Source organism: Streptomyces sp. NPDC002671, assembly GCF_053592475.1.
The window spans coordinates 59655-85707 of record NZ_JBSFVU010000029.1; the positions used below are offsets into that span (position 1 = coordinate 59655).

The 26053-nt window shown below is 68.2% G+C and carries 29 protein-coding genes and 3 pseudogenes; 14 read left to right on the top strand and 18 right to left on the bottom strand.

The features are described from left to right. Positions 1-205 precede the first annotated feature (205 nt). The 3 genes from ACWD35_RS34465 (at position 206) to ACWD35_RS34475 (ending at position 918) form a co-directional block, all read left to right on the top strand. Positions 206-451 (top strand): NucA/NucB deoxyribonuclease domain-containing protein, encoded by a 246-nt coding sequence (locus tag ACWD35_RS34465; protein ID WP_451355312.1) that lies wholly within the window; start codon positions 206-208, stop codon positions 449-451. Continuing rightward, positions 448-681 (top strand): DUF6924 domain-containing protein, encoded by a 234-nt coding sequence (locus ACWD35_RS34470; RefSeq protein ID WP_451355280.1) that lies wholly within the window; start codon positions 448-450, stop codon positions 679-681. Before ACWD35_RS34465 ends, ACWD35_RS34470 begins: the two co-directional genes overlap by 4 nt. A 111-nt stretch (positions 682-792) precedes the next feature. After that, on the top strand, positions 793-918 hold the full coding sequence (locus ACWD35_RS34475) for a hypothetical protein (protein WP_451355281.1): 126 nt from the start codon (positions 793-795) through the stop codon (positions 916-918). Positions 919-1006: 88 nt separating this feature from the next. Here the strand turns inward: ACWD35_RS34475 and ACWD35_RS34480 are convergent, their stop codons facing one another. Next, positions 1007-1180, bottom strand: coding sequence for a helicase associated domain-containing protein (locus tag ACWD35_RS34480; RefSeq protein WP_451355282.1), 174 nt, complete (start codon positions 1178-1180; stop codon positions 1007-1009). A gap of 177 nt (positions 1181-1357) precedes the next feature. Next, the gene (locus tag ACWD35_RS34485) at positions 1358-2326 is read right to left on the bottom strand and encodes an NADP-dependent oxidoreductase (RefSeq protein ID WP_451355283.1); all 969 of its coding nucleotides are present in this window, start codon (positions 2324-2326) and stop codon (positions 1358-1360) included. 128 nt (positions 2327-2454) lie between these two features. Between ACWD35_RS34485 and ACWD35_RS34490 the strand changes: the two genes are divergently transcribed. After that, the gene (locus ACWD35_RS34490) at positions 2455-3435 is read left to right on the top strand and encodes a GlxA family transcriptional regulator (RefSeq protein ID WP_451355284.1); all 981 of its coding nucleotides are present in this window, start codon (positions 2455-2457) and stop codon (positions 3433-3435) included. 77 nt (positions 3436-3512) lie between these two features. Next, a pseudogene (locus tag ACWD35_RS34495) lies at positions 3513-3953 on the top strand (IS630 family transposase); the annotation flags it as partial. An 18-nt stretch (positions 3954-3971) separates the two neighbouring features. Here ACWD35_RS34495 and ACWD35_RS34500 read toward each other — a convergent pair. From ACWD35_RS34500 to ACWD35_RS34520, 5 genes and pseudogenes are all read right to left on the bottom strand, one after another. Beyond that, positions 3972-5507, bottom strand: coding sequence for a PQQ-binding-like beta-propeller repeat protein (locus ACWD35_RS34500; RefSeq protein ID WP_451355314.1), 1536 nt, complete (start codon positions 5505-5507; stop codon positions 3972-3974). A gap of 349 nt (positions 5508-5856) precedes the next feature. Next, positions 5857-6999, bottom strand: coding sequence for an RNA polymerase sigma factor (locus ACWD35_RS34505; RefSeq protein WP_451355313.1), 1143 nt, complete (start codon positions 6997-6999; stop codon positions 5857-5859). Positions 7000-7007: 8 nt separating this feature from the next. Then, a complete protein-coding gene (locus tag ACWD35_RS34510; RefSeq protein WP_451355285.1) occupies positions 7008-7415 on the bottom strand; it encodes a YciI family protein in 408 nt (135 codons plus the stop codon). 1000 nt (positions 7416-8415) lie between these two features. Then, positions 8416-8907: a nuclear transport factor 2 family protein gene (locus ACWD35_RS34515; RefSeq protein ID WP_451355286.1), complete on the bottom strand. Its 492-nt coding sequence runs from the start codon at positions 8905-8907 to the stop codon at positions 8416-8418. A gap of 20 nt (positions 8908-8927) precedes the next feature. Continuing rightward, positions 8928-9506: pseudogene (locus ACWD35_RS34520) on the bottom strand (transposase); the annotation flags it as partial. Positions 9507-10052: 546 nt separating this feature from the next. Here ACWD35_RS34520 and ACWD35_RS34525 point away from each other — a divergent pair. The 5 genes and pseudogenes from ACWD35_RS34525 to ACWD35_RS34545 all read left to right on the top strand — a co-directional run. Further along, positions 10053-10453: pseudogene (locus ACWD35_RS34525) on the top strand (Tn3 family transposase); the annotation flags it as partial. A gap of 311 nt (positions 10454-10764) precedes the next feature. Continuing rightward, positions 10765-12369 carry an arylsulfotransferase family protein gene (locus ACWD35_RS34530; protein ID WP_451355287.1) on the top strand — a complete coding sequence of 535 codons (1605 nt, stop codon included), beginning with the start codon at positions 10765-10767 and terminating at the stop codon, positions 12367-12369. A gap of 10 nt (positions 12370-12379) precedes the next feature. After that, entirely contained in the window at positions 12380-13243 is an 864-nt protein-coding gene (locus tag ACWD35_RS34535) for a DAPG hydrolase family protein (protein ID WP_451355288.1), read from the top strand. A 3-nt stretch (positions 13244-13246) separates the two neighbouring features. Further along, positions 13247-14623 carry an FAD-binding oxidoreductase gene (locus ACWD35_RS34540; protein ID WP_451355289.1) on the top strand — a complete coding sequence of 459 codons (1377 nt, stop codon included), beginning with the start codon at positions 13247-13249 and terminating at the stop codon, positions 14621-14623. Between the two features lie 75 nt (positions 14624-14698). Next, positions 14699-15016: a hypothetical protein gene (locus tag ACWD35_RS34545; RefSeq protein WP_451355290.1), complete on the top strand. Its 318-nt coding sequence runs from the start codon at positions 14699-14701 to the stop codon at positions 15014-15016. Here the strand turns inward: ACWD35_RS34545 and ACWD35_RS34550 are convergent. Then, complete coding sequence (locus tag ACWD35_RS34550; RefSeq protein ID WP_451355291.1) at positions 14991-15386, bottom strand: transposase; 396 nt, start codon at positions 15384-15386, stop codon at positions 14991-14993. The genes ACWD35_RS34545 and ACWD35_RS34550 overlap by 26 nt on opposite strands. A gap of 148 nt (positions 15387-15534) precedes the next feature. Next, positions 15535-16098 carry a hypothetical protein gene (locus ACWD35_RS34555; RefSeq protein WP_451355292.1) on the bottom strand — a complete coding sequence of 188 codons (564 nt, stop codon included), beginning with the start codon at positions 16096-16098 and terminating at the stop codon, positions 15535-15537. Between the two features lie 194 nt (positions 16099-16292). On the opposite strand from ACWD35_RS34555, the gene ACWD35_RS34560 reads away from it, so the two are divergent. After that, on the top strand, positions 16293-16748 hold the full coding sequence (locus ACWD35_RS34560) for a VOC family protein (RefSeq protein WP_451355293.1): 456 nt from the start codon (positions 16293-16295) through the stop codon (positions 16746-16748). A gap of 320 nt (positions 16749-17068) precedes the next feature. Here ACWD35_RS34560 and ACWD35_RS34565 read toward each other — a convergent pair whose 3' ends face one another. Further along, entirely contained in the window at positions 17069-17539 is a 471-nt protein-coding gene (locus ACWD35_RS34565) for a cupin domain-containing protein (protein ID WP_451355294.1), read from the bottom strand. A gap of 129 nt (positions 17540-17668) precedes the next feature. On the opposite strand from ACWD35_RS34565, the gene ACWD35_RS34570 reads away from it, so the two are divergent. Then, positions 17669-18571 carry a hypothetical protein gene (locus tag ACWD35_RS34570; RefSeq protein ID WP_451355295.1) on the top strand — a complete coding sequence of 301 codons (903 nt, stop codon included), beginning with the start codon at positions 17669-17671 and terminating at the stop codon, positions 18569-18571. Between the two features lie 48 nt (positions 18572-18619). On the opposite strand, the gene ACWD35_RS34575 is transcribed toward ACWD35_RS34570, so the two are convergent. Both ACWD35_RS34575 and ACWD35_RS34580 read right to left on the bottom strand, forming a co-directional pair. After that, positions 18620-19072 (bottom strand): nuclear transport factor 2 family protein, encoded by a 453-nt coding sequence (locus tag ACWD35_RS34575; protein ID WP_451355296.1) that lies wholly within the window; start codon positions 19070-19072, stop codon positions 18620-18622. Next, positions 19069-19917, bottom strand: coding sequence for an NmrA family NAD(P)-binding protein (locus ACWD35_RS34580; protein ID WP_451355297.1), 849 nt, complete (start codon positions 19915-19917; stop codon positions 19069-19071). Before ACWD35_RS34580 ends, ACWD35_RS34575 begins: the two co-directional genes overlap by 4 nt. A gap of 110 nt (positions 19918-20027) precedes the next feature. Here ACWD35_RS34580 and ACWD35_RS34585 point away from each other — a divergent pair, with 110 nt between their 5' ends. After that, on the top strand, positions 20028-20966 hold the full coding sequence (locus ACWD35_RS34585) for a cupin domain-containing protein (protein ID WP_451355298.1): 939 nt from the start codon (positions 20028-20030) through the stop codon (positions 20964-20966). A gap of 259 nt (positions 20967-21225) precedes the next feature. On the opposite strand, the gene ACWD35_RS34590 is transcribed toward ACWD35_RS34585, so the two are convergent. From ACWD35_RS34590 to ACWD35_RS34610, 5 genes are all read right to left on the bottom strand, one after another. Continuing rightward, positions 21226-22368 (bottom strand): CU044_5270 family protein, encoded by a 1143-nt coding sequence (locus tag ACWD35_RS34590; protein ID WP_451355299.1) that lies wholly within the window; start codon positions 22366-22368, stop codon positions 21226-21228. Further along, positions 22365-22997: an RNA polymerase sigma factor gene (locus ACWD35_RS34595; RefSeq protein WP_451355300.1), complete on the bottom strand. Its 633-nt coding sequence runs from the start codon at positions 22995-22997 to the stop codon at positions 22365-22367. Before ACWD35_RS34595 ends, ACWD35_RS34590 begins: the two co-directional genes overlap by 4 nt. A 393-nt stretch (positions 22998-23390) precedes the next feature. After that, positions 23391-23618 carry a hypothetical protein gene (locus ACWD35_RS34600; protein WP_451355301.1) on the bottom strand — a complete coding sequence of 76 codons (228 nt, stop codon included), beginning with the start codon at positions 23616-23618 and terminating at the stop codon, positions 23391-23393. 21 nt (positions 23619-23639) lie between these two features. After that, positions 23640-24221, bottom strand: a complete 582-nt coding sequence (locus tag ACWD35_RS34605) for a helix-turn-helix domain-containing protein (protein WP_451355302.1) — start codon at positions 24219-24221, stop codon at positions 23640-23642. Between the two features lie 84 nt (positions 24222-24305). After that, a complete protein-coding gene (locus ACWD35_RS34610) occupies positions 24306-24539 on the bottom strand; it encodes a hypothetical protein (protein WP_451355303.1) in 234 nt (77 codons plus the stop codon). A 284-nt stretch (positions 24540-24823) separates the two neighbouring features. On the opposite strand from ACWD35_RS34610, the gene ACWD35_RS34615 reads away from it, so the two are divergent. Continuing rightward, the gene (locus ACWD35_RS34615; RefSeq protein WP_451355304.1) at positions 24824-25504 is read left to right on the top strand and encodes a DJ-1/PfpI family protein; all 681 of its coding nucleotides are present in this window, start codon (positions 24824-24826) and stop codon (positions 25502-25504) included. Between the two features lie 134 nt (positions 25505-25638). Here the strand turns inward: ACWD35_RS34615 and ACWD35_RS34620 are convergent, their stop codons facing one another. After that, complete coding sequence (locus ACWD35_RS34620) at positions 25639-25914, bottom strand: hypothetical protein (RefSeq protein ID WP_451355305.1); 276 nt, start codon at positions 25912-25914, stop codon at positions 25639-25641. Between the last annotated feature and the right edge of the window lie 139 nt (positions 25915-26053).

A 26053-nucleotide genomic window follows, 5' to 3' on the forward strand; every position in this document is an offset into this window, starting at 1 on the left:
GTGACAACCGGGGCCAGCCGTGCAGCGGCTGTGGCCCCGGTTGCCGTACGTGGGTGACGTGGCTCAGCCCGAACCGGGCACGGGCACCTCACAGGTGATGTAGCGATCCGTCCAGGCCCCACTGGAGCCTTCGATAAGCCGGTACCGGCTCTTCACCGGTGCTGTCCACCGGAGGAGAGGCGGCGACGCCCAGGCCCTGCACCGCATCACCGGACCACTCCTGGCCCCCGGCCTGTCCTGTGACGAGTACCCGTTCGCCTTCACCAAAGAAGGCGGCACCACGTTGTCGTCGAGCTACCGGGGCTGGGCCTGGGTCCCGGGGGCGGAACAAAGCAGCATGACCAAGACCCGCCCCGGAGCCGGCCCGGCGAAGCTTCCTCATCATCCTGAGCAGGCCGTAAGGAAATCGGCCGGGCCGGATGCCCGCCGACGACTGGAGATGCACACGTGACGACGCTTCTGGTCCGCGCCGACTTCACCCGTCCGCAGGCGTGGCAGGGGCTGTGCGAGACGGTCCAGACCCCGAACGCAGACGGCTTCCACGCCGCAGCGGCCATCGACGATCCCGCCTACCGCGGCCTGGCACCCGGGCAGGTCCTTGAACGACTGCCCACAGACGACCAGGACCGTCTCGTGGCCGTTGCCGGCTCCACCACCTCAACCCTCACCACCCTCCCGTGATGCCGTGCGTGGTGATCATGTGGAGGTGTCGCTTCCGTCTGGGTGGGTGCGTGCTGTGTCCGTTGTTGATCATCGCTTCGGGCCTTTGAGCGGGCTCGGAAGGGGGGACCAGTGAAGAAGTTCATCGGTGCAGTGCTGGCTGCCGCGTTCGCCGTCACCGCGCTCGTCGCCGCGGGGGCGGCTGTCACGGGCAGTGAGACCAGCGTGCAGGCCGGCACCATCACCAACCGCCCGTAGCCAGGGACGCGCAGGCGCTGGTAGAGGCGCACGACAGCGGGCCGGGCAGGATCGCTCCTGTCCGGCCCCGCTGTTCGTCCGTATGCCGTTACGTCCAGCGCATGCCGATGGCGGACAGTTGTTCCATCCGCTCTGGTGACAGCGTGGCGGCCCTGCTGCGCTGGTTCTCGATCCATGCCCCGAGCCGGAGGTCCCGTTCCTCCTGGTCCTGGCCGTCGCCGCCGACGATGATGATCCGTTCGACGGGTGATAGGACTCGCAACACCCTTCAGTCGAGAAGGCCCAGGCCGAAAGGGCTCTGTCGTGTTGCGGTTGCAGACGATTTGCCCGCCGCCGCACGCCGGTCTCACACATGCACGAGCACTGCCATGCCTCCTGGCAACCTGGGCCGGTCAACCCCGCCTTGGCGGGATCTGTCCGATGGAAGCAGCGGGGTGGGTCAGGGGGCGACGGCGAGGACGATCTTGCCGGTGGTGCGGCCGGTCTCACCCAGTGTGTGGGCCCGCCCCGCTGCTTCGAGGGGGAAGATCTCGTCGACGACAACACGCAGGCGTCCGTCCCCGACCAGGGAGGCGATCTCGCGCAAACCCGCATGGTCGGGCTCGACAAGCATGAACACCGCCCGCACTCCGGCCGCTTCGGCCTCCTTGGCGGGGAAGGTGTCGTCCAGCGGCAAGATCGAGACCAGCGTGCCGCCCGGCCGCAGTGTTCGCAGGGACCGGGCCCAGTTGGGGCCGCCGAGGGGATCCAAGGCGACATCGACGTCGCGGAGGCTCTCGGCATAGTCCTGAGTGCGGTAGTCGATCAGCTCGTCGGCGCCGAGCGAGCGCAGCAGTTCGTGCTTGGAGGCGGTGGCCGTGCCGATGACGTACGCGCCGCGGGCCTTGGCGATCTGCACGGCCAGATGACCGACTCCTCCGGCGGCCGCGTGGATCAGGACGCGCTGGCCGGGCCGGACGTTCGCGGTGTCCACCAGGGCCTGCCAGGCGGTCAGCGAGGCCAGCGGCAGGGCGGCGGCCTGGATGTGGGTCAGGCCCTGGGGGCGCGGGGCGAAGTGTCGGGCCGGGGCCGCGACATACTCGGCATAGGCGCCCGCCGGATGCGGGAAGCGCGGCATCCCGAACACCTCGTCGCCGGCCTGGAACAGTGTCACTCCGTCGCCGACCGCCTCGACCACCCCAGCGACGTCGAAGCCGAGCGTGAACGGCGGCCTGGCGCCGTTGGCGAACACCCCCCGCTCGCGGATCTTCCAGTCAGCCGGGTTCACGCCCGCCGCGTGCACTCGGACCAGGATCTCGCCCCGGGCTGGGACCGGCCGTTGCGTATCGACCACCTTGAGGACGTCCGGTGCCCCGGCGATGTTCTGGGAGATGGCGCGCATTGTCGCGGAAGTAGTGGCCTGGTCCATATGACGTGCTCTTTTCGGCAGTGGGTTTCTTGCGGCGTGTGCCGGTTCTCCTGGGCACGCCCTCAGACTTCCGCGGTGGACAGCCTCTCAGTAGTGGCCTGATGGTCGCGGAATGAAAGGATCAGGCCATGCATCACATCGGTGTTCTGGCCCTGGATGGCGTCGTCCCCTTCGAGCTCGGCATCCCCGCGCGGATCTTCGGCGCCGCCCGCGACACCACGGGCAACCGGCTCTACTCCGTGACCACATGCAGCTTGGACGGCCGCCCCGTCCGAACCGACGCCGACTACCAGCTCACCGTCTCCCACGATGCCTCCCTGCTGGCCACCGTCGACACCGTCGTCATCCCGCCCACTCACGCGCTGGGCCCCATCCGCGAGGAGGGCCGCCTGCCCGACACCCTGCGCAAGGCCCTGGCTGCTATCCGGCCCGGGACCCGGATCGTGGCGATCTGTACCGGCACGTATGTGCTGGCCGCCGCCGGGCTGCTCGACGGCCGCCCCGCCACCACACACTGGCGCGAGGCCGACCGCCTGCAGCGCATGTTCACCTCCGCGCGCATCGACCCCGGCGTCCTCTTCATCGACGACGGTGAAATCCTCACCTCCGCCGGGGTAGCCGCCGGCATCGACCTGTGCCTGCACATCGTCCGCCGCGACCACGGCAGCGACATCGCCAATGAGGTCGCCCGCTCCTGCGTCGTACCGCCCTGGCGCGACGGCGGCCAGGCCCAGTACATCAAGCGCCCCGTCCCTGACCCCTCTACCCCCGGCACCGCCGCCACTCAGGGCTGGGTCATGGAGCGTCTCGCTGAACCCGTCACGCTGGCTGACATGGCCGCCCACGCCAACGTCAGTGTGCGTACCTTCACCCGCCGCTTTCGAGACGAGGTCGGCATCAGCCCCGGCCAGTGGCTCATCCGCCAGCGCGTCGACCTGGCCCGGCACCTGCTGGAGACCACTGATTGGCCCATCGACCTGATCGCCAACCGCGCCGGATTCGGCACCGGTGTCTCCCTGCGCCATCACCTTCATGCCGCCATCGGAGTCACACCGCAGGCATACCGCCGCACCTTCCGCCCCACACTCGTCGGCGGTTCAGCGCAGTAGCCACGAGCAACTCGCCGTTCAGCCTGCCTGGGGCACGCTTCCGGCGTAATCCAGTGGTGCCCTCCTTGGAAACCTCGCGGAGTGCGCGCAGGCTGCACGCGAGTGCCATCGCCGACGGCGAGGTCATACCCGAGGACGGCGAGCCCGAAGTCGTCTTCTGCATGGACGAGTTCGGGCCGCTCAACCTCATGCCCCACCCCGGCCGGCAGTGGGTCGAACGCGGCGGTTCCTACAACCGCTACGGCGGCGTGCGCCACCTCTTCGCCGCCTGCGATCTGGCCAAGGACAAGCTCTACGGGCACATCAAGCCGGTCAAGAAGCGAACGCGGTTCCCGGGTTCTGCCACTACCTGCGCACCCTCTACCCGCCGACAGTGCGGATCGCGATCGTCTGCGACAGCTTCTCCGAACCGGATCGAGGCCGAGTTCACCGCCTTGCGCTACTACACCCTCGACGGCACCGACCACGCCACCCACAAGGAGCAGGGCAGCATGATCCGCCGCTACGTCATCTGGCGAACGTTGCCTGATGCGGCACTAGACGGTCGAGCAGTCCAGGAGTCGCCCGTCGATGGTGCCAATGAGCAGCCGGCCAGGTTCGGCGACGGTCAGCGCGGTGGCCACGACGGGTATTCCGGCAACAGCCAGGTGCAGACGCCAGCGAACGTTGCCATCACGAAGATCGAGCCCGACGATCTCGCCATCGTCGTACGTGACGTAGACGGTCTCCGTGTCGTGGTCGAGGTCCGTGGCCTTCCGGTCTGTCCGAAAGACCCAAGTCGGCTCTGTACTGGGCACCGCGCGCCGTACGACGAACGAGCCGCCGGGCTGCAACCCGTGGCCGTGATAGACGGTGCCGGCATAAATCAGGTCGCCGTCGGAGGTCTCCACGCCGGGGCCGGCGAAGTGTGTCTCACCTGGCTTCCAGGAGTAGGGAAGCAACTGATGGACCTCCGCCCCCCTCGGCTCACGCGGACGTTCGGCAACCGGTATGGACCCCAGTTCCGCTGCTGCAAGCCAGACTTCACCTGGTCCAGGCTTCTGCCCGCCCTTCGTGTAAACGGTCTCCCGAAAGTAGATCCGGCTGCCACGCCGGATACTCAACCTGCTCCGCTGCCCGTTCCGCCCAGCAGGTGCGAGGGCGGGCAGGCCGTCAGCACATCGCACCAGGGACACCGAGCTGGAGGGAGTGAGGTGGTCGAGCTGCGCCCCGTCCTGGAGCGCGAGCCGGACCACGGCCTGAGCACGCTCCTCCCACGGAGGCCGCACCAGACCAACCCAGGCCGATCGCTCATCTGCGGCGATGACAATGTCACGGCCGCCGCCGCCGTCGTCCCGGACAGCCCACTGCCGTCGCCCCGAGGGCAGCCAGGACTCCAACTGGACCCCGTCGAGCGTCGCCACGATCCTGCCGTCGGACAGTTCCTCGACCGCGCGGAGGTTGCGCCGCGGGTCCCAGTTCGTACTCAGACCGGAGACCGTCTGGCGGGCATCCTCTCGACGGTCGGTTCGCGGGGCCGCCACCCGCGGTCCGGCCAGATCATGTCCGGTGATCGACCGGGGCGGTACGACCCTCCAGTCGGGCCGATGCACCACCGCGACATGCCCCTCGCTCCACGCGACTTTGTCCTGCCAGTCGTCCGGCGGTGCCATCAGCACGCGTAGTTCCTGTTCGCTGAGCCATTCCAGGCCCAGGACCTGGCGGCCGAGCTCGTGTTCGATGAGCGACGTGGCGCTGCCCGTCTCCCAGTCCAGCAGGAGCAGTTCCCCTTCGAAGAAGTAGCCGCCGTCGTAGGCGCCCGTGCCGACTGCCAGGAGGGGGAGCCTGGGGTGGAAAGCCATCGCGTGCACGGGATAGCGCGTACGGAGAAGGGCACGGCAGGCCAGATCATCGGTGCCGTAGACACCAACCGGCGCAGTACTGCCGAACTCGTGCACGCCCGCCACTGCCACGTGCGTGCCTGCCACTGCCAGCAGGCCGCGGCCCTCGTCATCGACGGCGAGGACGGGATCACCGACCTCGGCGAAGGGACGGTCACCGAGGATTCGGTCGATGCGGAACGAGATGGTCATGGTGGTGATCTTCTCAGCGGCCAGAAGTTGCGTGAAGCTACGGACTTCAAGAAGCCGAAGAGCATGAGGCGATTCAAAAACCACTCTGTCCTGTGATCCGACCCTCCGGTGTTCACCGCGGCATCGTGGCCGCGCTGGAGGACGTCGAGAAGGGCCTGGACGGGCCGGTGCCACCGAGCCGGTCGTCGAGGAAGGAGGCCAGGGTGTACTCGGTCTTGGCCTCCCGGCGCACGGTCGCGTCCTGCAGTGCGGGGGCGCCGCCGGTGGTTTCGAACTTCTCGCAGTGTCGTGCCGTCCGCGTCGAGCTTCTCCGGCAGCTCCTCCACGCCTGCGTAGGGAGGTTTCGGCTTCACAGGCGGCGGGCGTTGAGCCGGGCGGCCTGGAGCGTGAGGTGGTCGCGCTCGGCGAGGTTGGGTGCCTTGTGGGCCGCCTCGGCGTACAGCCGTGCCGCCGTCGCCAGGTCGCCGTCGCGCTCGTGGAGGTACGCCGCCACCGCGGCGTGGCGGGGCAGTGAGGCGTCCAGGGCCGCGAGCGCCGCCAGGCCGGCGCGCGGTCCGTCGGCCTCGCCGACGGCGACCGCGCGGTTGAGCCGGACGACCGGGCTGTCAGTCAGGCGCGTGAGTTCGTCGTACCACTCGACGATCTGCACCCAGTCGGTCTCCTCGGCGGTGAGCGCGTCGGCGTGGAGTGCCGCGATGGCGGCCTGGGCCTGGAACTCGCCCAGCCGGTCGCGGGCGAGGGCCGCCTGCAGGACGGCGACGCCCTCGGCGATCAACGCAGTGTCCCACCGGCCGCGGTCCTGCTCGGCGAGCGGCACCAGGCTGCCGTCGGGCGCGGTCCGGGCGGCGCGCCGGGCGTGGTGGAGCAGCATGAGGGCGAGCAGCCCGGCCACCTCGGGGTGGTCGATCGCGGCCGCGAGCTGCCGGGTGAGCCGGATGGCCTCGGCGGCGAGGTCGACGTCGCCGGAGTAGCCCTCGTTGAAGACGAGATAGAGGACGCGCAGCACGGTGGCGACGTCGCCGGGCCGGTCGAGGCGCACGCCGGAGACGCTGCGCTTGGCCCGGCTGATGCGCTGCCCCATGGTCGCCTCGGGCACCAGGTAGGCCTCGGCGATCTGGCGGGTGGTGAGCCCGCCCACGGCGCGCAGCGTGAGCGCGACCGCCGATGCCGGGGTCAGCGACGGGTGGGCGCACAGGAAGTAGAGCTGGAGCGTGTCGTCCACCGCGGGCGCCGGCCCGGGCGCCGGCTCCTCCTCGACGCGGTCCTCACGCCGGCGGCGGGCGGCGTCGGCGCGCGTCGCGTCGAGGAACTTGCGCCAGGCCACGGTGACCAGCCAGCCCTTGGCATCCCGCGGCGGGTCGGCCGCCCAGACCCGGAGCGCCTCGACCAGAGCGTCCTGCACGGCGTCCTCGGCCGCCGCGAAGTCGGCTCCGCGGCGGACGAGGACGGTGAGCACGCTCGGCGTGAGGCTCCTGAGCAGGACCTCGTCCATCGGTGACATCACTCCGTGATGGTGGGCGGCGCGGTCAGGAACGGGCGCAGCTCCAGCCACTCGTGGATCGGCTTCCCGCCCGCCCCAGGGGCGGCCGACAGCTCCCCGGCCAGCTCGACGGCGCGCTCGTAGCTGTCGACGTCGATGATCATCCATCCGGCGATGAGGTCCTTGGTCTCCGCGAACGGTCCGTCGGTGACCGGCGGGCGCCCCTCACCGTCGTAGCGGACCCACGCTCCCTCGGGGGCGAGCGCCTGACCGTCGACGAACTCGCCGGTCTTCTCCAGCCGGGCCGCGAAGTCGTGCATGTACTGCACATGCGCCGAGATCTCCTCCGGGCTCCACTGGTCCATCGGCACGTCGTTGACCGAAGCCGGGGCGCCGCGGTAGTGCTTCAGCAGCAGGTACTTGGCCATCGTGGTTCTCCTCGGTGCTCGTGCGATCCATTGTGGTCGCGTTCACCCCTGGGACGGAGCCGGACGCGGGTTCTCGACATCGCCGTCTGATTTTTTTGGGCTCTCGTGGATGAGCCTGGGTGAGCCGTCTCGCGGTGTCCGGGTCCACAGCGTGGCGCGAGGGCGAGAGCTTCGAAGATCGGCACCGACCAGATCAATCTCACCGGGACTTCCTGCACCGCGACTATCACGCCCGGGTCCGCCCTGCTGTGAGCCGGATGCCCAAGAACACCGCGGTCACAAAGCCCTGACCGCCAGTTTGCGGCTAAGGGCTGTCCTACCTTTCGAGAAAGGGTGAGCCGCCGGATGGCTTACGGGACTTGGCCGCCCGGAGCTCCGCGACGACTCGACCGCCAATTGGGAGACGCGACACGATCGCTGCTGTAGGACAACGTCGGCGAGGTCGTCTGCGGGTTCGATGCACGACGAGCTGGCGGAGGTGGCTATGCCCCGGATCTGGGCCGGAGTGGACATCGGCAAGACACATCACCACGCCGTGGTGATCAACGCGCAGGGCCGCCGCCATGGTGGTCCGCCTTGCGAAGGGAGTGATCGTCCTTGAAGAGGAGGTCGCCGAGCTCGATGCCCTCATCGAGGCGAAGTTCCGCGAGCATCCGCACGCCGAGGTGATCCGCAGTCTGCCCGGCATGGGCCCACGGCTCGGCGCCGAGTTCATCACCGCAACGGGCGGCAACCTGCGCAGGCCATGGCCAGCCTCAAGTCCTGCCCTGCGTCCAAGACGTACTACCAGCGGAAGCGGAACGGACTCGCGAACCGCTCACGGCCGTAAAGGCAACGGTGTTGAACCCAGGGGACCCGCTGATCACCTTGCGACCCACCCGGACCGGCGACACCCGGCACCTCGCCCACCCCCGGCCACACATAGCTGAAAGGGCTGCCCGGCCCGCGGCCGGACAGCCCCTCGACAAGATTTTCAGCAGCCTTTGAGTATCGGCTTGGCTCAGCTCCCGTTGACCGCGGAGGCCCAGTCGAGGTTCACACCCATGTCGGAGAACATCTCCGTGTATCCGACGTAGCAGTCGAACTTCTCGATCTTGCCGTTGTGCAGGTACCAGAAGTCGGCGGTCGGCGCGTCGATCTTCGCGCCGGTCGGCTTGACGGTGCCCGCGGGTGTCTGCAGGGGGCCCTTGAACGTGCCCTGGATCGACAGTTCGAGGCTGATCTCGTCGCCGTTCACGGTGATGCTCTTGAGATCGCGGTGGACGTCGGGGAAGAGGTTGACCATACGGGTCAGAACGTCACCGAGCGCCTTGCCCTGATAGGTGTCGCCGGCGACCTCGTCGTTGAAAACGCCGTCCTTGGTGAAGCTGTTGACGAACGCGTCGACGTCCAGGCTGTTGCCCTCCGCCACGTGGTACGCGTTCAGGACGACGGCGAGATTGGCTATCTCGTGCTTGGTCAGGCGGCGGTTCGTGAGGGGCAGCGCCGACAACTGGCGAGGACTCAGGGCCGCGTGGGCCTCCGCGTGGCCGGCGGGTGCCGGCCGGCGATGTGGTTGATGTGCATCAGCCGGGCCATGTGTTTGCGGTTGACCTTCCGTCCGCGCGAGGGGAGTTCGGCGTGGATGGCGCGGATCTCCGTGACCGCCCGCTCCTCGGCCCCCTGGCGCTCGGCACGGGCCGGCGTGGTGGCGAGGTGGTGGTAGAAGCCGGAGCGCGATACACCAAGGACCCGGCACAGCCGCTTGACGCCGAAAACGGCGCAGTGATCGGAGATGAAGTCCCAGCGGCGGGTCTTCACTTCACCTCCCGAGCGAAATAGGCGGCTGCCCGGCGCAGGATCTCCCGCTCCGGCTGCCCGACTCTGGCCCGCCTCGCCCTCGAGACGCTCGCAAGCGTGCTGGGTGGTGTCCTTGCGGACCCACGTACGCAGTGTTTCCCCGGTGATCCCGAGCTCGGCGGCCACCGCGGCGTACGTGCGCTTGCCACCGGCGGCTCGGTACAACGCGACGGCGTCCTTCCGGAACTCCTCCGGGTACGGAGACTGGCGTCCTCCCACCTGGACATCCCTTCCTGGACCTTCAAGATCCATTGTCAGGGTGTCCACTCCAAAGGGTCAGCCTCATCCGATACAGCCGGCGGTGCGCTGGTGGACGTATGAGGCGTGGCGGGGGAGGGGTGTGTCGGTGACGTTGACGCCGGCGTAGACGAAGGTCGCGGGCAGGCGTTCGCTGAGGTCTTTGATCAGGTCGGCGGTTTGAGCGCCGGTGGTGGTGCGGGGGTTGAGGCGGTGGCTTTCGTCGATGAGGACGAGGGACTCCGGCGGCGGTGCAGGTGGCAGACAGCGTCGGTGATCTGGGTCTGGGTCATGCGGGTGGTGGTGGGGATGCTGAGGTAGCGGGCGAACTCGGTGATGAGGGTCTTCGCGGTTGCACCAGACGGGGCGAGTACGTATGCGACGGGAACGCTGGGCTGATCCAGGCTGGGTGGGGCTTTTGGGCGTGTGGGCGAGGTGGCAGGCGCGTCCGACGTGGAGCAGGGCGGTCGTTTTCCCGGCTGCCGCGGGTCCGGTGACGATCAGGGAGAGCCGGGCGGTGGCTTGTCGGTGGCGGGGTTTGGTGGTGGCGAAGCGCTGTAGGACGACGCCGACCGTCGTCAGACGGGGCGCCAGCTCAGCGCGCAGGAGTCCCGCCACAAACACGCCCGGGACATCTGCCACGGCAGGAAGGGCACCGTCCACCAGGCGCACCGGGACGGCATGGAGAACCAGCCGGCTCGCTCGGCTTGGTGCTGAACGCCGTTGTGCTGTGGACGACCCGCTGCATCGACGCCGCCATGGCTCAGCTGCGCGCGGAGGGGCGCGGGATCAGGGACGAGGACGTGGCCCGGCCGTCCCCGCTCAAGCACCGCAACTTCAACGTCCTGGGCCGCTACAGCTTCACCCCGTCCACCCCGGCCGACGGCGGCTTGCGGACTCTGCGTGACGCAGACGCAGACGCAGCTGGGCTGGACGACGAAGAGTGTGGCGCCGAGAACTGAGCCGGGCGCTGTCCGATCAGCTGCCCCGCAGACGCATCCGGTGGCACCCATGGCCTCGGCCAGGGGCTGGGGCGGGGGCGGGGGGCGACGGACTTGATCTCTTTCTGTGGGTGGCGCCACCACCGCGTCCGAATGGACCACTGCACTGGGCCCGCAACAGGCGCAGGCCAGCGGTAACGCCTACCGTCGCCAGGAGTAACAGCTCAAGCGTTGCTGACGGAGACAGGGCCGTAAGGAGACGGAGCATGGCGCAACGCCAGCCAGGGGCGCGCGGTGCCAAAAGAGGGCTGAGCCGCACCGCAGGGACCTGCGTGATCGCCGTGGGGTTCGCTTTCGCGAGCTGCCCACCCCTCGCCGCCGCGAGTTCATCACCGGACCGGGCGCACCTGTGCGCGACGAAGCCCGCGCCCCCGACCGGCAGTGCGACCACCCCGCAGCCGATCACTTCGGGCAGCCACGTATGGAGCTTCGTCTCCGAGCCGGGCCTTCACCCCCAGCGGGTCACGGTGACCGCGCACAAGCCCGGGACGGCTCACGGCAAGATCTTCGTCGGCCCCTATGCCATCGGCACCGCGGTGGTCGGCCAGACGGGGGCACTGATCTCTGACAACTCCGGCGATCCGGTCTGGTTCCGCCCCCTGCGCTCCCCGGACCTTCAGAACGCGGACTTCAAGGTTCAGACCTATCACAATCCCAGGACCGGGAAGGCTCAGCCAGCGCTGACCTGGTGGCAGGGCTCCATCGCCATTCCGCCCACCTATACGAACCTGCCGGGTGGCGCTCCCGAGCCGGGCGGGTGCTACTACATCTACGACAATCACTACCGCCTGCTCAAGACGGTCTTCGCGCATCACGGCTTCTATCCGGACGAACACGAGTTCCTGCTGACCCGCAGGGGGACCGCACTGTTCATCGCGACCAAGCCGGTCCGCATGGATCTCACCCGCTACGGGGGGCCGAACGACGGGGCCATCCTGGACAGCGAGATCCAGGAAGTCGACCTGGAAACGGGAAAGCTCGTCTTCTCATGGGACCTGCTGGATCACCTGAACCCTGCCGGTTCCGAGGTGCCGGCCTCCGACGCGGCAACGTCAGGCGGGGTCTGGGATGCCTACCACCTGAACTCGATCGACGAGGGACCCAGAGGGGAGCTACTGATCTCGGTTCGGAACTTTTGGGCGATCTATGACATCTCCAAGAAGACCGGCGGGATCCGGTGGCAACTCGGTGGCAAGAAGAGCAACTTCACCTTCGGCCGCAACGCGCGCTTCTACTGGCAGCACGACGCGCGGTTCGGGAGGGACAACAAGATCAGCTTGTTCGACGACGGCTGCTGCAACCAACCGGACGGCAAACCGGAACAGGAGTCGCACGGCCTGATCCTGAACCTGGACTTCGAAGACCGCCGCGCGACCGCCGCGAGGACCTACTACCACCAGCCACCGCTCTTCTCGGCGTCCCAAGGGAACACCCAGGCCCTGGACAACGGCAACAAGTTCATCGGATGGGGTGAGAGCTCGTATTACTCGGAATACGCCAACGGGGGAAACACGGAGGGCAACGGCTCGAAGAACCTGCTCTACGACGCGAAGATGCCGGGCTCGAACATCTCGTACCGGGCCTTCCGGGACGAGTGGGTCGGCAAGCCCTACTATCCACCGAGCGCAGCGGCGAAGACCGACGCAGGGAACAGCGTCGTCTACGCTTCCTGGAACGGTTCGACGCAGACCAGAGCGTGGCGGGTGCTGGCAGGACCAAACCCCCATTCTCTGTCGGTGGTCGTGCGACACGCAGAACGAACCGGGTTCGAGACGGCGATCCCGACGGACGATCCAGGACCGTACTTTCAGGTCAAGGCGTTGGACGAAGAGGGTCACGTCCTCAAGTCCTCCGACGTCGTGACTCTGTCCCGCTGAAGGCCGGCCCATGACCGAGCCCATGACAGAACCACGTCCCGATCCCGCCCGTCGGACCCACCTGGGAATGCGGCCTGGCGAACTCGACGGCAAGTGGTATGCGAAGTACTGGAACCCGGTGATGGCTCCGCTGCCGGAGCACATCAAGGAGGCGATCGATCTCGGTCCACAGGCGCCCCCTTTGTGCCTGAACCTGAACGACGCGGGAACACTGAGCGAGTCCGGCTATCAGGATCTCGAGAACGGATACAGCCTCTTCGACGACGGCTCCATGCACATCGCCATATCAACTCGTATGCCGAGGGTGTCCCCGGACATGGTGGACTGGTGGTTCTGGTGGCACACCAGGGAGACCGAGCGGTACAAGCTGTGGTATCCACGTGCCCACCTGTACGCGGAATGGTCCGGCGGCACCACGGACCGGAGCGCTTCCTACCGTGAGAGGTATGTCGGCGGCACATCGTTCGTCGACGAGTACGTCGGTAACGTGCTGGGTGAGCTCGCTATTCGCTTCGTCCGTCCCAGCAGTCCGGGATTCAGCGAGGACGGGCTCGATCCGGAGAAGGCGACTGCAATCTGCGCGAGAGTAGGATTCTCGCATGTCCCACTCGACTGGGGCCATCTGGTCCATTACGTGCGCCGGGTGAACGATGGCGCCGAGATGCGTTCGCGCTTCTGGATGGGCGGGAATCACGTCGCCTGCCGCGGAGGAGCCTCCCTGACCGGTGAACTCGAAAAGGTCGCGGAAGCCGTGAGAAATCTCGGAGACGTGCAGGCCCGCGCCATGGTCGTGCACTGCTCGCAGGAGATGAACCACCTCGCCGTGTTCCTCCCGGACATCTTCGACGAGTTCAAACGCCGTGAACAGGTGTGAAACATGGCGAACCAGATCGAGGGCAGGGCGCTGCGGCGCGGTGACTACCGCTACGAGAGCCTGCGCCGTGAGGCCTGCTGGCACTCGGGGGTCCCGGACCGCTATCCCGAGGTGATCGTGCTGGCGAACAACGAGGACGACGTCGTCGGAGCGGTGAAGCTGGCCAGGGAGGAAGGACTGCAGATCGCGGTGCGTTCCGGCGGCCACAGCTGGTCCGGGTCACACCTGCGCGACGGCACGGTGCTGATCGACCTCTCGAATCTGCGCCATGTGACCGTCGACATGGAGGCGATGACCGGCACTGCCCAGCCCGGCATCAAGGGGTCGGAGCTCAACTCGATGCTGGCGGAGAAGGACCTGTTCTTCCCCACGGGGCACTGCACGGGCGTCTCCATCGGGGGTTATCTGCTGCAGGGCGGATTCGCCTGGGCCGGGCGGGACTACGGACCGGCCTGCATGTCGGTCACCGGCATCGACGCGGTCACGGCCGACGGTGAGCGTATCCACGCCGACGAGACCCGGAACGCCGACCTCCTCTGGGCCGCCCGAGGCGCCGGCCCCGGCTTCTTCGCCGTCGTCACCCGGTTCTACGTCAAGCTCCACCCGCGCAAGCGGATCACGATGAACAGCGGCTACTTCTGGCCCGCCTCGGCCGCGCGCGACGTCTACGGCTTCGTGCACGAGATCGGCCGTCAGACGCCCACAGAGATCAATCTCATGTGCAACCGCGATCCGATGACGAACGACGAGCCGCTCATCTCCCTCAATGCCACCGCCTTCACCGACACTGAGGATGAGGCCAGGGAGCAGCTGTCGGTCTTCGAGTCCTGCCCGTCACGCGCTCAGGTGCTGACCACACGGCTCAACGAGGTGACGGACACCGGCACCCTGAGTCAGCTCGGCACCGATCCGCACTACGACGAGACCAAGCGCTATCTGGCCGACAACATGTGGACCCATGCCTCCTTCGACGACCTCTGGCCCAACTTCGAGGCCATGCTGAAGACCTGGCCTCCGGCACCCTCGCACATGGTGCTGTACAACTGGGGAGGATATGAGGGACAGCCCGAACGCCCGCCGATGGCCTTCTCGGTGGAAGACGAGCTGTACTACGGGCTGTACGCGGCCTGGTCCGATCCGGCCGACGACCGGAAGTACACGGACTGGGTGACCGAGCACATGCGAGTCTGGGAGCCGTACGCCAGCGGCATCCAGCTGGCCGACGAGAACCTGATCAACCGCCCCTACCGCTTCGTGACCGACGAGAACCTCCGACGCCTCGACGACCTCCGCGCCACCTGGGATCCCGACGGGCTCTTCATCTCCTGGCTCGGCCGCCCCGAACCGGGCACCAACGCCACGGAGGAGCCGCCGAAGTAACGACCTTGAGGGAAATTCGGGACTGGGCGTGCTGACCTGAGCGGTTCGGCCGCTGAACTGGCAGAGGCGGAGGCCGTGTTGGAGTGGCGGGCCATCGCGGTGTCGGAGCTGTCCGAGGCCCTGGCCGCAGGCACTCAGCCGCAGGAGCCGGTGCGACCGGTACCGGTTCCTGCGGTGGTTAAGGAACCGGCTGCCGGGGCGGTGGTGCCTATCTGGCGGGAGGGCACGACGCAGGAGGTGCTCGCGCCGGAGTACCGGCGGCTGCTGGGAGTGCTGGAGGCCGGGGCCGGCCCGGAGGGGCTGCGGGCGAAGGACCTGGCCGAGCGGCTGGGCCTGGAGCTGGTGGCCGAGAACCACCCCGGGGTGTTCACACCGCTGCGGACTGCGCCGTGACCTCACTGTCCGGGTGCCGGGCGAGGCGGCGTCCCATGAGCATGGTCATCGACCACAGGACGACGGCCTCGCTGCTGGCGGGCAGGGTCTCGTAGTCGCGGGCCGGGGGACGTGAGCGCATCAGCCAGGTCGGCGTGCGCTCGACGACCCAGCGGCGGGGAAGGACCTGGAACCCGGCTTGGCCGTCGCCGAGTTTGACGATCTCCAGGGTGAGCCGGAGTATCTCGTGGGCCCGGTCGACCAGGCGGCCGGTGTAGCCGCCGTCGGCCCACATGAGCCGGATCTTCCGGTAGCGGGCACGTCCCAGGCTGGGAAGTCCGCGGGCATCGCCCCACTCGGTATCGGTCAGGTCCGACGGATACCGTCGCACCGGCTCACCGTGATCGGTCGCGTTCCCGTACAGGTGCGCGAGGGAATCACACGATGGGGACGCCGAGTCGGAATCCGATGGCGTGATGGCGTACAACTGTGGCAACAGGGCCTCCTGGTGCTTCTCCGAGCGGCACGACAACTCCTTCTCATTTCGCGGGGACCGGCTTGGTCCGGCGCTGGTAGGAGAGGGAGCACACGCCGAGGGACACGCCGATGGAGAAGAAGTTGAGGAAGCCGATGACGAACACCATGGGGGACATGCCGGCGGTGTGCGCTGTGGAGAGTCCGCCGGTCAGGATGACCGCCAGGCCGAGGCTCCCGTAAGGCGCGAGGGTCACCGCAGAGGCCCAGCCGGGTGCCAACAGCAGCCATCGCGGGACCCGCCGCCCGCGGAGACCGGGCACCCAGCGCGGGAAGATCTGGCCCCATGGCCGGGTGAGGGCGCCGAGTAACGTGATGCCCAGAAGTACGCCGACAGCAGTGAAGTCGATGCCATGCCTCTCAAGCCACACAAGCACCTGGGGAGCTCCGTTCTTGGCAAATTCGTCGGCGAGATTCATCCCGACGGGCTTGCCTGCTGTGCCGCCCCACGACCAGTAGATCTTCATCGCCAGATAGGGGAGAGTTCCGGCGGCTCCCGCGATTGCTGCCCAGGTGACGCCTGACGGGGCACTGAGGTACTGCGCGCTGAATCCGGTTCGTCGACTCATGCCATGACTCTGCCGAGACGGCCGTACGAGAATCATCCACCCACGGCATGGCGTGGTCCTCCCCCCAGAGGGGGAGACACGGAACCTACGGCCGTACGGGTTATGCGCGCCCGGAAGAAGTTCACCCGACCGAGCAAAGCCACTCGAACAGACGCTCACTCTGATCGGTAGAGCCTGCCTGGCATCCTCCGGGTATGGAGATGACGCTGCAGCTGGTGATCGACTGTGCTGACCCGCAGAAGCTGGTGAGCTTCTGGGCCGAGGCTCTGGGGTACGTTCCAGAGCCTCCGCCGGGCGGGCATTCCACGTGGCGGGAGTATTGGGCGGGCATGGGGGTGCCCGAGGAGGAGTTGCCCGCCGGTGCCGGGGAGACGCCGGAGTCGATCATCGATCCTGTGGGACAGGGGCCGCGGGTGTGGTTCCAGCAGGTCCCCGAGCCGAAGCTCACCAAGAACCGGGTGCACCTTGACCTGAAGGTGGGCGGAGGGCGTGAGGTCCCGTTGGCGGTCCGCGTTCAGCGGGTCACCGCCATGGTGGAACGGCTCACCAAGGCCGGTGCCACCGTGCTGCGGATCATGGATGAGCCGGACATGGGGCACTACGCCGTCGTTCTGCAGGACCCGGAGGGCAACGAATTCTGCGTCGCTTAGAACCCGTCAGGCGGCCCCTGTCGGGCTTGGTCCGCGGGCGCGACCCGGGCCCAGCCGTGGTACCCGAATCCGCCCCAGCACAGCCTGGAACTGCGACGGTGGAGTCCACACTGACGTCCCAGGTGCGCTGGCCGAGGACAGAGGGCGGGACGCCAACCCTGGCGTCCCGCCCTGGGCGGTGTTGGGTCTTCCTCTGCACCGCCGTCAGGTGCCGCGGTTGAGGACCGGCCCACGGCCGTCGGCGCATCCCGAGCAGGTCATCGTGTGCACGGGATGTCCTCGACCTGCCCGGAGGGCAGCCTCCGGAAAGCGATGCTCTTTCAGAAGGAGTTGGTCCGGTAGCGGCTGCGGAATTCGGCCAGCAACTCCTCCGTGGCCTCGGCTCCGGCGCTCACCGCGGCGTGGACGTCACGGAAGTAGTCTTCGTAGCCGGCTGGGGTGTAGAGGCACAGGGCGCGCGCCGGGGCCGTGCTGGCGTTGCGAAAGCCGTGCGGGGTACGCCGCGTCGCAGCCAGCAGATGCCCGGCGCCTGCCGTCACCTCTCCGTCTCCGGTGTGGAGGGTCAACTCGCCCTCCAGGACGTAGAAGTACTCGTCGTGTCCTTCGTGCACGTGCGGTCTTGCACCGATGGTGCCGGGGGCGAGGACGAACTCCTCGAACGCGAAACGCCCGTCCGTGTGCTCGCTGGTGAGCCGGAAGAAGTGTGCGACACCGGCAACGTCGATCAGCTCACCGTCCTCGGGACGGCGCAGCAGCGGACGGGCGCGTATGAGGGACTGATCATCGGTCATGGACGCATTGTCCCTGTGCGCAATGCCGGGCGGCCCGGAATGCCGCTGCCAGCGCGGAGGTTCAGGCGGTCTTCCCAACCGGCGGCGTAATGCGCTATGCCTGCCTCATCCGTATAAGGAGGCATCCTGGTGGCCACGGCTCGCAACCAGCACGCATCGGGTGCGCCCACGCAGATGACCCGCTTCGACGACATCTACAGCCGGCCGGACCCGCGTTGGTACTTCGGCACGTTGGGGGCACTGGGCTATCAGACACCTCATCATGCCCAGAGCGTCTTCCGCCGCCTCCTGCCCCTTGCCGGCTTTCCCGAAGTCCTCGAGCGCCCGGCCGGCCAGGACGGCGGGCCACGGGCCACGGTCTTGGACATCTGCTGCTCGTACGGCATCAACGCGGCCTTGCTCAACCACCATGTGACGCTGGAGGAGCTGTACGACCGCTACACCTCACCGCAGGTAGCCCGCCTGACGACCGCCGAGCTGATCGAGTCGGACCGCGGGTACTACGCGGCGCGCCGCCGTCCGGACGCCGTACCCGTCATCGGCCTGGACATCGCTGCGCCAGCCATCGCCTACGGCCGCGCGGCCGGTCTGCTCGATGCGGGGTTCGCCGAGAACCTGGAAGCCGCCCCGCCCAGCCCGGCACTGTACCGGGCCACCCGCGGCACCCGCCTGATCACCGTGACCGGCGGGGCGAGCTTCCTGTCCGTCCGCACCTTCCGCCCGCTGCTGGAAGGCATGGAGGAGCCCCCATGGGTGGCCGCCTTCGTACTGCGTACCAGCTCCCACCGGAACATCGCCGACGGCCTGGCCTTGTCCGGCCTGACCACGGAGAAGGACACGTCCCGCACCTACTCGCAGAGACGCTTCACCGACGCCGACGAACAGCAGTACGCCATCGCCGCAGTGTCCGCAGTCGGCGACGACCCCCGCGGCAAGGAGACCAACGGCCACTTCCACACGGCCCTGCACCTCACACGGCCCGCCGCGCACGCAGCCGCTCGTCCGCTGCACCTTCTGCTCCGAGATCCGTGAGCCCGCCGACCACCGCTGGATCAACCTCCACCTCGGCCCCACTGGCTGTTACGAGCGGCGGTCTTGCGGCCATCCCTGTGCGTCGAATACGGCGATGGGGTCCAGGTAGTCGCGCCAGTGCGTCACCTTGCGGTCCTTGATGGTCACGACGGAGACGAAGCGGTTGTCGTACGGCCGCCCCGTCTGGACCGACGTGCCGTGCACTTCGTACTCCAAGACGGCCACCGAGGTCTGCGGGTCCCGGTGGACGCGGAGGTTGTCCGCGCTGCGCAGCTTCACGTAGTCGCCGTAGTCGCTGTACAGGTCGATGATCCCCCGGCGTCCCTCGACCCGCCGGGGGTACCCCGGCACGGTGATCACGTACTCGAAGATCACGTCCTCGGCCAGCAGGTCGTAGTAGTCCTCCCCGTCGACCAGGCCGTCCAGCCCCTCCTTGATGATGCGGAAGAACGGGCTGTTCGCCCCGACCAGGGGAGCGTTGTCGTCAACGGTCTTGCTCACTTCGCCTCCGAGGTCCAGGCGTGGGCATTGCGCTCGGCGAACTCGCGGAAGGTGGTGGCTGGCCGGCCCGTGACCTTCTCGATGTCGCCGGTGGGCGTGGCGCCGTTGCCGGCAACGATGGCGCCGGTGAGCCAGCGCATCATCACCGCGAAGCCGGCGGGGACGCCCGCGGCGAGCGCGCCGTTGATCCACGCCTCCTGGTCGATGTCGCTGTAGGCGACGGGGCGGCCACTCACGAAGGCGATGGTGTCCGCGATTTCCTGGAAGGTGAGGGCCTGCGGGCCGGTGAGCGAGTAGGTGGCGCCGGCGTGGGTTTCGGGGTCGAGCAGCGTCTCGGCCGCGACCGCCGCGATGTCGGCCGCGTCGACGAAGGCCTCCCTGCCGCCGGCGCTCGGGGCCGTGATCACTCCGTCGATGACCGGAAGGTGGTCGTCGGCGAAGTTCTGCATCACCCACGCGGGGCGCAGGACCGAGTGCGTGATGCCGTGCCGGGAAGCCAGATCGGCCTCGACGGCCGCGATATCGATCCCCGCCGGCGCCTGGTCGGCGTTGTAGACGCTCAAGTAGGTGACGTGGCGCACGCCGGCCGCCTCGGCGAGGTCCAGGAAGGCGCCGACCTGACCGGCGTAGCTGACGCGCATGGTGGCTGTCACCAGATAGAGGCGGTCAACACCGGCCAGGGCGTCCGCGTGGGTGGCCGGGTCGTCCCAGTCGAACCGGACGTCCGCTCCGCTACGCGCCGCGGTATGGGGGGTGATTCCTCGCTGGGCGAGCCCGTCGGCTAGCAGCGAACCGGTCCGGCCGGTGCCGCCCAGGATGAGTGCGGTGGGTGCTCCGTTGTTCATGACTCCATGCTCGAAGCTCTGCGCGAGACAATCCATGCGTATTCCGCTCGACTTTTTATGTGAAGCTCTCATGCCTTGACCCTGATGCTCGTGCTGGTCAAGCTGATCCCATGGACCTGCTGTCTGACCACCTGGTGCGGGCGCGCGCCACCGGCGCGGTGTTCGCGCGGACGGTCGCGGAACCACCGTGGGGATTGCGGCTGGGCGGTTCGATACAGCTGTCGGTGCACACGGTCGTCCGCGGCCGGGGCTACCTCTGGCTGGACACTCCCGGCAGCGCTGTGGAGCTCATACCGGGAAGCGTCACGCTGGTACGCGGCGGGCCGAACCACTACATCGGGCATGAGCCGGGCGCCGAATGCCTGGAGCCGGAGGAGTTCCGGGCACGCCACGCCCAGATGGACCCCGGGGACAACCCTCAGGCCACGGTGTTCCTGTGCGGCGCCTACCAGTTCTCCGGCGATGTCGGCAGCGGGCTGCTGGACGCGCTGCCCCAGGTCATGACCCTCTCGGCGGCCGACGACGATCCCCTGCGGGACGTGATCACTTTGCTGTCCCGCGAACTGGTCCGGACCGAACTCGCCCAGCAGATCGTCCTGGATCGCCTCCTGGACCTGCTTCTCGTCCTGGCCATCCGCAGCGACTTCCGCCGCAGCACGACCGCGCCGCGCTGGTACCGGGCATCCGCAGACCCGCGGCTGGGCGGCGCGCTACAAGCCATGCACGAGAACGCGGCCCACCCGTGGACGGTCCCCGAACTCGCCGCGATCAGCGGCCTGTCCCGGGCCGCCTTCGCGCGGGTGTTCCGGGAGGCACTCGGCCAGGCCCCCATGCAGTACCTGACCGAATGGCGCATGACCATCGCCCGCGACCACCTGCGCGCCGACGATCTCACCCTGCCCCAGATCGCCGACGCCGTCGGCTACGGCTCGCCCTTCGCTTTCGCCGCCGCCTTCCGCCGCCAACACGGAGAACCGCCCGGAACCTGGCGGCAGCGGGAACGATCGGCCGCAGGGACGCGACTGCTCACCACGCACCACGGCTCGTGAGCAGCGCCATACCCCGGTTCAAGCGTCTCGATCAAGACGCCTCCTGGACTCCGTACCTCATGTGCCTTGATGACGATCAACAGCTTGATCTGCGCCGATAGATCATCAACCGCAGATAACCACCGCTCTTCCTCGCTGCCCAGCAGTTGACGGTATGGACGGCGTCGATGTCGGTCTTGTTCAGACGTACTGGATGTGGGCTGACCACCGGTTCCCGGAAGCAGCCGGATCAGGGATGCGACGGGCTCAGCTTTTCGTCTCAGCTGTTGGTCTTACCCGGTTCTTCGCCCACATGGTCCACCACGGCGCGCTGGAGTACCGCGGTGGTCTGTATCACGCTGCCGGCCTTGCCGATCACCGTGTCCTCCTGCGTGACATCGCGGAAGCCGAGGAAGGCGTACGTGGACTTGTCGAAGATCCACTCCTGGCGGTCTTCGGTCTGACCGTCCAGGGTGATCGCGACACCGTGCCGTCCTGTGGCGTCCACCGCGTCGGGGATCACCGTGGTGCCGGGGATCTGGGCGGCGACACGGTAGAGGAACGCCGTGGTCTGCGGGTCCACGGACTCCTGGAGCATGCCGCCGAGATACTCGAAGACCCACGGCATGCTCACGGCGGGGCGCATGTTCCCCTTGGTGTTCTCCTCGTTGTCCATCTGCCTCTGCCAGTCAGCCTCGATCGCCCGAAGCGCCGCGGCCGGGTCGCGAGGAAGGGCGGCCAGGTCCTCGAAGGGGCTCTGCGTGTGCCCCGGGGCTCCGACCGTCCCCTCCCCGGGGCCGGGGAAGTCGAGGCGTTGGGGGGCCTCGTCACCGTACGCCTGGGCGCCGCCCTGGCTCCGCGACCAGGGAATCCACTCCCGAAGGCTCTCCAACTTCGTGAGCTTTTCAGCGACCTTGGAGTACTTCTTGTGCACATGGCCGTGCTTGTCGGTCCACTCCGCCTGGAGGGGGTTGGGCCTTCCGGCGGACACGCTGCGGATGTACACGTACTGGTGGTGGCCGACTTTGACAGCCGGGGCGCGGGAGACCACGGCGGCGGCGTTCTCCAGCAGCATCGACGCCTTGGAGGGGGCCGGCCTCGCGGCGTCGGAGTGCCGGCTGTGGTGGTCGACGCCGGCGGTGAAGACCGCAGCCGCTACGGCTGCCGCGGTAAGCGGGGCGACGACCGGCACCCAGCGCCTCCTTCGGCGTTTCGGCGCCGCAACGGCGTCCGCGGCGGCGGCCTCGGGGCCGGGCGCGGGTACGGACCGATGGATCTCGCTCATCAGGTGCTCCTTGAGGACGCGCAGGCGGTCATCGGGCAGATCCCGGGCAGCCGGGGCCGGCAGCAGCCGGGCCGCGTCCGCGCGCTCAGCGGACTCTGTTGCGTCGAAGCCGTCGTCGTGAGGCGTCTTGGCGTTCATCGGATCTGCTCCTGGATCGACCGGGCCGCGATCGCGCGGCCACCCTGTTGCTGTCCGGAACGGGGCACCGGTTCCGTCCTTTCGGAAGCGAGTTCCTCGTCTGTCAGTTCCCGCAACCGGCGCCGGGCGCGGGAAAGGCGGGAGCGGACCGTGCCGATCGGCACGTCCAGCGCCTCGGCCGCCGCCGCGTAGTCGAGGCCGGCCCACACGCACAGCGCGAACACCTCCCGCTCGCCGCGACGCAGCCGCCGCAGCGCCCGCTGTGCTGCGGCCAGTCGCCCGGCGTCCTCCATTCGTTCGACGACCTCGTCCGCGAAGTCCGGCGCGGTGTCGTGCGGCGGGACACGGCTGAGGGCGGCCTGGTAGCGGCGAGTGGCCCGCGTGGTGTTGCGCAGCACATTGGTGGCGATGCCCAGCAGCCACGGCAGCAGGCCGTCGCCTTCGGACCGCACCGTCTCGCGCAGCCGCCACGCCTCCAGAAAGGTCAGCGACACCACATCCTCGGCCGTCGCCCAGTTCCCGGTGACCCGGACCGCGTACCGGTGAACCGTCCGAGCATGTTCGTCGAATATCGACCCGAATGCCTCCGGATCACCGGAGCGCAGCCGGGCGCGCAAGGAGATTTCCACATGTGATCCTGTCCGCGCGCGCCACCGGGTTCCCCGAGATCTCCGTGACTCAGGTCACACCTGTGGACTGTAGAAATTCGGTGCACCTCCGATCATGGAAGAGTTCACCCGTGCCCAGTGAGAACTTAGCGATGCCGTTGGCTGCTGGGCCCCACCGCCCGCGCGGTACGCCACGACCCTTCGCCGCGCTCGGCCTGCCAGGCGAACCCCCGCGCCACCCGTCCGAGTTCGACCGGCTGCTCCTGCAGATGAAGGTCTGTTGTCGTGTGTGGAGGCGTGTGGCGGGCAGCGCGGCTGGCTCGGTGCGCGGGAGTGGCTGATGGCCGTTGTGGGGGACCCGCTCCCGGCGCCGAAGTCCCGCAAGGCGGTTACGCCGGGCGAGGCCGGCTCGGTCTAGTTGGGCGAGACGACCTTGCGCTGGATGACGCAGAAGCAGACCTCCACCTGGCTCAACCAGGAGGCGTGGACGGGGGTATGGGCCATGACCGTGTTCGGGAACGCGGCGGCCAGCCGGCCGTCGGCTTTCCGGCCACGGTGGGAGGAGCCGTTGTCGACGATCCAGAACACTCTTCTGGCACTGGCGTAGGGTTCCTGACTAATGACCTGGGTGACCAAGTTCATGAACGGGTCGATGCCGGCCCTTCACCCACTCGCCCGGGCCCGGCCCGGTGGCAGGGCGGGGTGGCAGCGGCAGCGGGCCTGGATGGAGGTCTTCTCATCCGCGCTGATGACGTACTCTTCCGCTCCGAGTGGGTGGCCTTGCCAGGTGCGGGCATACAGGTCCAGGACGCGCTCGGCCTCGGGGCGGAAGTCCGGGTCGGTGATGAGGATCCAGGAGCGCCGCTGCCAGGGCTTGAGCGCGTCCTCGGCCAGCCAGCGCCGCACGGTGGAGGCCGACACGAACGTGGCGACGCCCCGCTCCACGGCCTCGCGGGCCAGTCCCGGGCACGACCAGCGCAATAAAGGTGTGCCGGGCTCGGCGGGCAACTGGCAGGCCAGCGCCTTGACCTGGGCGGTCTGCAGCGCGGTGAACGCGCGCGGGCGGCCAGGGCGCTTGCGATCGGCCAGGCCTGGCAGGCCCGGCTCGGCGAACCGGCCCTGCCAGGTCCGCATGGTGTCCAGGTGCAGGCCCGTCTCGCGGGCGATGCGCGCATCGGAGCGTCCGCGAGCCGCATGGAGCACGACGCGCGCGCATCCGGGCCTGATAGGCAGTCCTGTGGCCATGGGCCATCTTCTTCAGCCGGTGCCTCTGCGAGGCGGTCAGCGATATCGGGCAGGCGGCAGCAACGGGCAAGGCAGGCAGGCCGATCAGCAGAAGTGGATCCAACCGGCTAGAGCCTGCCGCAGCACCCTACGCAACGCCGGGGATGACCCCATGCCCACCGTGCCGGAGTCGACCAAGTCCTCCCTCGCCCAGAAGCTGACCGCACGCGCCCGCGCAGCCAGGCCGGTCAGCTGGATGCGGGGCAGGCCGAGGCCGACCACGCCGTTGCGGGTACGGCGTACGGCGGCGACGGCTGGAGAGCACCCTGGACCGGGCATGAACGTCAGCCATCCCTCGCCATCCCTGCATCGCTGACACTGACGACGGAGCACGACGCGTGGTGGAGAACGTCGCCGGCAGAGCCCACTCTGCCCTCGCGCCTGCATCGGATCGGCCGACCGCGAGGGCACGATGCCTTCAGGGCCGCTCGGCGCGGCTCGGAGCCACCAAGGACGGAGCCGAAGCCTTGCACGAGACCGTTGATCCGTACCCGACCGAGGTTGCACACGCCGCTAGCACCCTGCCCGAGAGGAACCGGCAGAAGACACCGCAGAACCGACTGGTGATCGCTTTTCTCCTCTACGACGGGTTGACCGGGCTCGACCTCCACGGACCGTGGGAGGCCATCAGCGTGGCAGCACAAATGTCGGGAGACGACGTGACACGTCATCTGGTAGCGGCGACGCGCGATCACGTGACCACCGACGCGGGCGTGCTGCTGCAGCCGACGGCGACACTTGCCGACGTGCCGGCCCCGGACATCCTCATCATCCCCGGCACCGGGACACCGCACGTACCGATGTCGGACCGGCGGATCACCGACTGGGTACGGACTGCCGACCGGACGTCCACCTACACCGTCTCGGTGTGCACGGGGGCACTCGTTCTCGGCATGGCCGGTCTGCTGCGCGGTCGCCGTGCGGCCACCCACTGGGCCTTCCGGGACTACCTGCGGTTGGCCGGCGCCAGCGCCATGGAGGACCGTTGGGTGCAGGACGGCAAACTCCTCACCTCGGCGGGCATCTCTGCGGGCATCGACCTCGCACTCGTCCTGGTGGACAAGCTGTGGGGCCGCGATGTGGTCGCCCGCACGCAGGCGGTCATGCAGTACGAACCGCAGCCGCCCTTCGACTTCGGCTCCGGGGACAAGCTGCCCCCGGAGTTGCTGCATCAGATGCAGCAGGGCATGACCCACGAGGAGCAACTGATCCGGAGCGCGCTGACGTCAGCCCACGCGAACTGACACCCCGCCCACACGCGCCGTCCGATCACAGGATGGAGCTGGGGTGCACTCCATGCGGAGCGCATGAGGCCCAGCGCCGGGCGGTGACCAGTGGAAGTTCACCACCTCCGACCTGGACGATCTGCTGGCCAGGCTCAAGCAGTGCTGCGTGCTCGGGCTGGGCTGCACTCCACGATCTCTCGTGCTGCACGCAGTCTGCTCGGGTGGTCATCCAGCAGTCTGGTGGTGATCAGGATCGCTTGGATGATGCCGATGCCTTCGTCTTTCAGATGTTGCTGAACGGCGTCCATGCTGACGTTTGTGGCCAGTAGCCTTCTGCATTCATCGATCTGATTGCCGATCTGTTGCGCGCGTTCAGGGGTCAGTCCTTGAACGCTGGCAAGGAGTTCTTCCGCGGTGTGGCTTGGCATGTCCGGGATTCTCTCAGTGGCTTATCGCCGTTCACAGGAGGTTTTGTCAATCCCCCCGATCTGTGGAGACCTTCCTATGCAGCCAGTTCCTCGGTGAGGCTGGCCTGGTAGCTGTGTTCGTAGTCGATCGGGCTCTTGA

Excerpts from the sequence above, each read along its gene's own strand:
- ACWD35_RS34485 (WP_451355283.1), bottom strand. The coding sequence starts at position 2,326 with ATGGACCAGGCCACTACTTCCGCGACAATGCGCGCCATCTCCCAGAAC.
- ACWD35_RS34490 (WP_451355284.1), top strand. The coding sequence starts at position 2,455 with ATGCATCACATCGGTGTTCTGGCCCTGGATGGCGTCGTCCCCTTCGAG.
- ACWD35_RS34500 (WP_451355314.1), bottom strand. The coding sequence starts at position 5,507 with ATGACCATCTCGTTCCGCATCGACCGAATCCTCGGTGACCGTCCCTTC.
- ACWD35_RS34505 (WP_451355313.1), bottom strand. The coding sequence starts at position 6,999 with ATGGACGAGGTCCTGCTCAGGAGCCTCACGCCGAGCGTGCTCACCGTC.
- ACWD35_RS34510 (WP_451355285.1), bottom strand. The coding sequence starts at position 7,415 with ATGGCCAAGTACCTGCTGCTGAAGCACTACCGCGGCGCCCCGGCTTCG.
- ACWD35_RS34535 (WP_451355288.1), top strand. The coding sequence starts at position 12,380 with ATGACCGAGCCCATGACAGAACCACGTCCCGATCCCGCCCGTCGGACC.
- ACWD35_RS34540 (WP_451355289.1), top strand. The coding sequence starts at position 13,247 with ATGGCGAACCAGATCGAGGGCAGGGCGCTGCGGCGCGGTGACTACCGC.
- ACWD35_RS34555 (WP_451355292.1), bottom strand. The coding sequence starts at position 16,098 with ATGAGTCGACGAACCGGATTCAGCGCGCAGTACCTCAGTGCCCCGTCA.
- ACWD35_RS34560 (WP_451355293.1), top strand. The coding sequence starts at position 16,293 with ATGGAGATGACGCTGCAGCTGGTGATCGACTGTGCTGACCCGCAGAAG.
- ACWD35_RS34565 (WP_451355294.1), bottom strand. The coding sequence starts at position 17,539 with ATGACCGATGATCAGTCCCTCATACGCGCCCGTCCGCTGCTGCGCCGT.
- ACWD35_RS34580 (WP_451355297.1), bottom strand. The coding sequence starts at position 19,917 with ATGAACAACGGAGCACCCACCGCACTCATCCTGGGCGGCACCGGCCGG.
- ACWD35_RS34585 (WP_451355298.1), top strand. The coding sequence starts at position 20,028 with ATGGACCTGCTGTCTGACCACCTGGTGCGGGCGCGCGCCACCGGCGCG.
- ACWD35_RS34590 (WP_451355299.1), bottom strand. The coding sequence starts at position 22,368 with ATGAACGCCAAGACGCCTCACGACGACGGCTTCGACGCAACAGAGTCC.
- ACWD35_RS34600 (WP_451355301.1), bottom strand. The coding sequence starts at position 23,618 with ATGAACTTGGTCACCCAGGTCATTAGTCAGGAACCCTACGCCAGTGCC.
- ACWD35_RS34605 (WP_451355302.1), bottom strand. The coding sequence starts at position 24,221 with ATGGCCACAGGACTGCCTATCAGGCCCGGATGCGCGCGCGTCGTGCTC.
- ACWD35_RS34610 (WP_451355303.1), bottom strand. The coding sequence starts at position 24,539 with ATGCCCGGTCCAGGGTGCTCTCCAGCCGTCGCCGCCGTACGCCGTACC.
- ACWD35_RS34620 (WP_451355305.1), bottom strand. The coding sequence starts at position 25,914 with ATGCCAAGCCACACCGCGGAAGAACTCCTTGCCAGCGTTCAAGGACTG.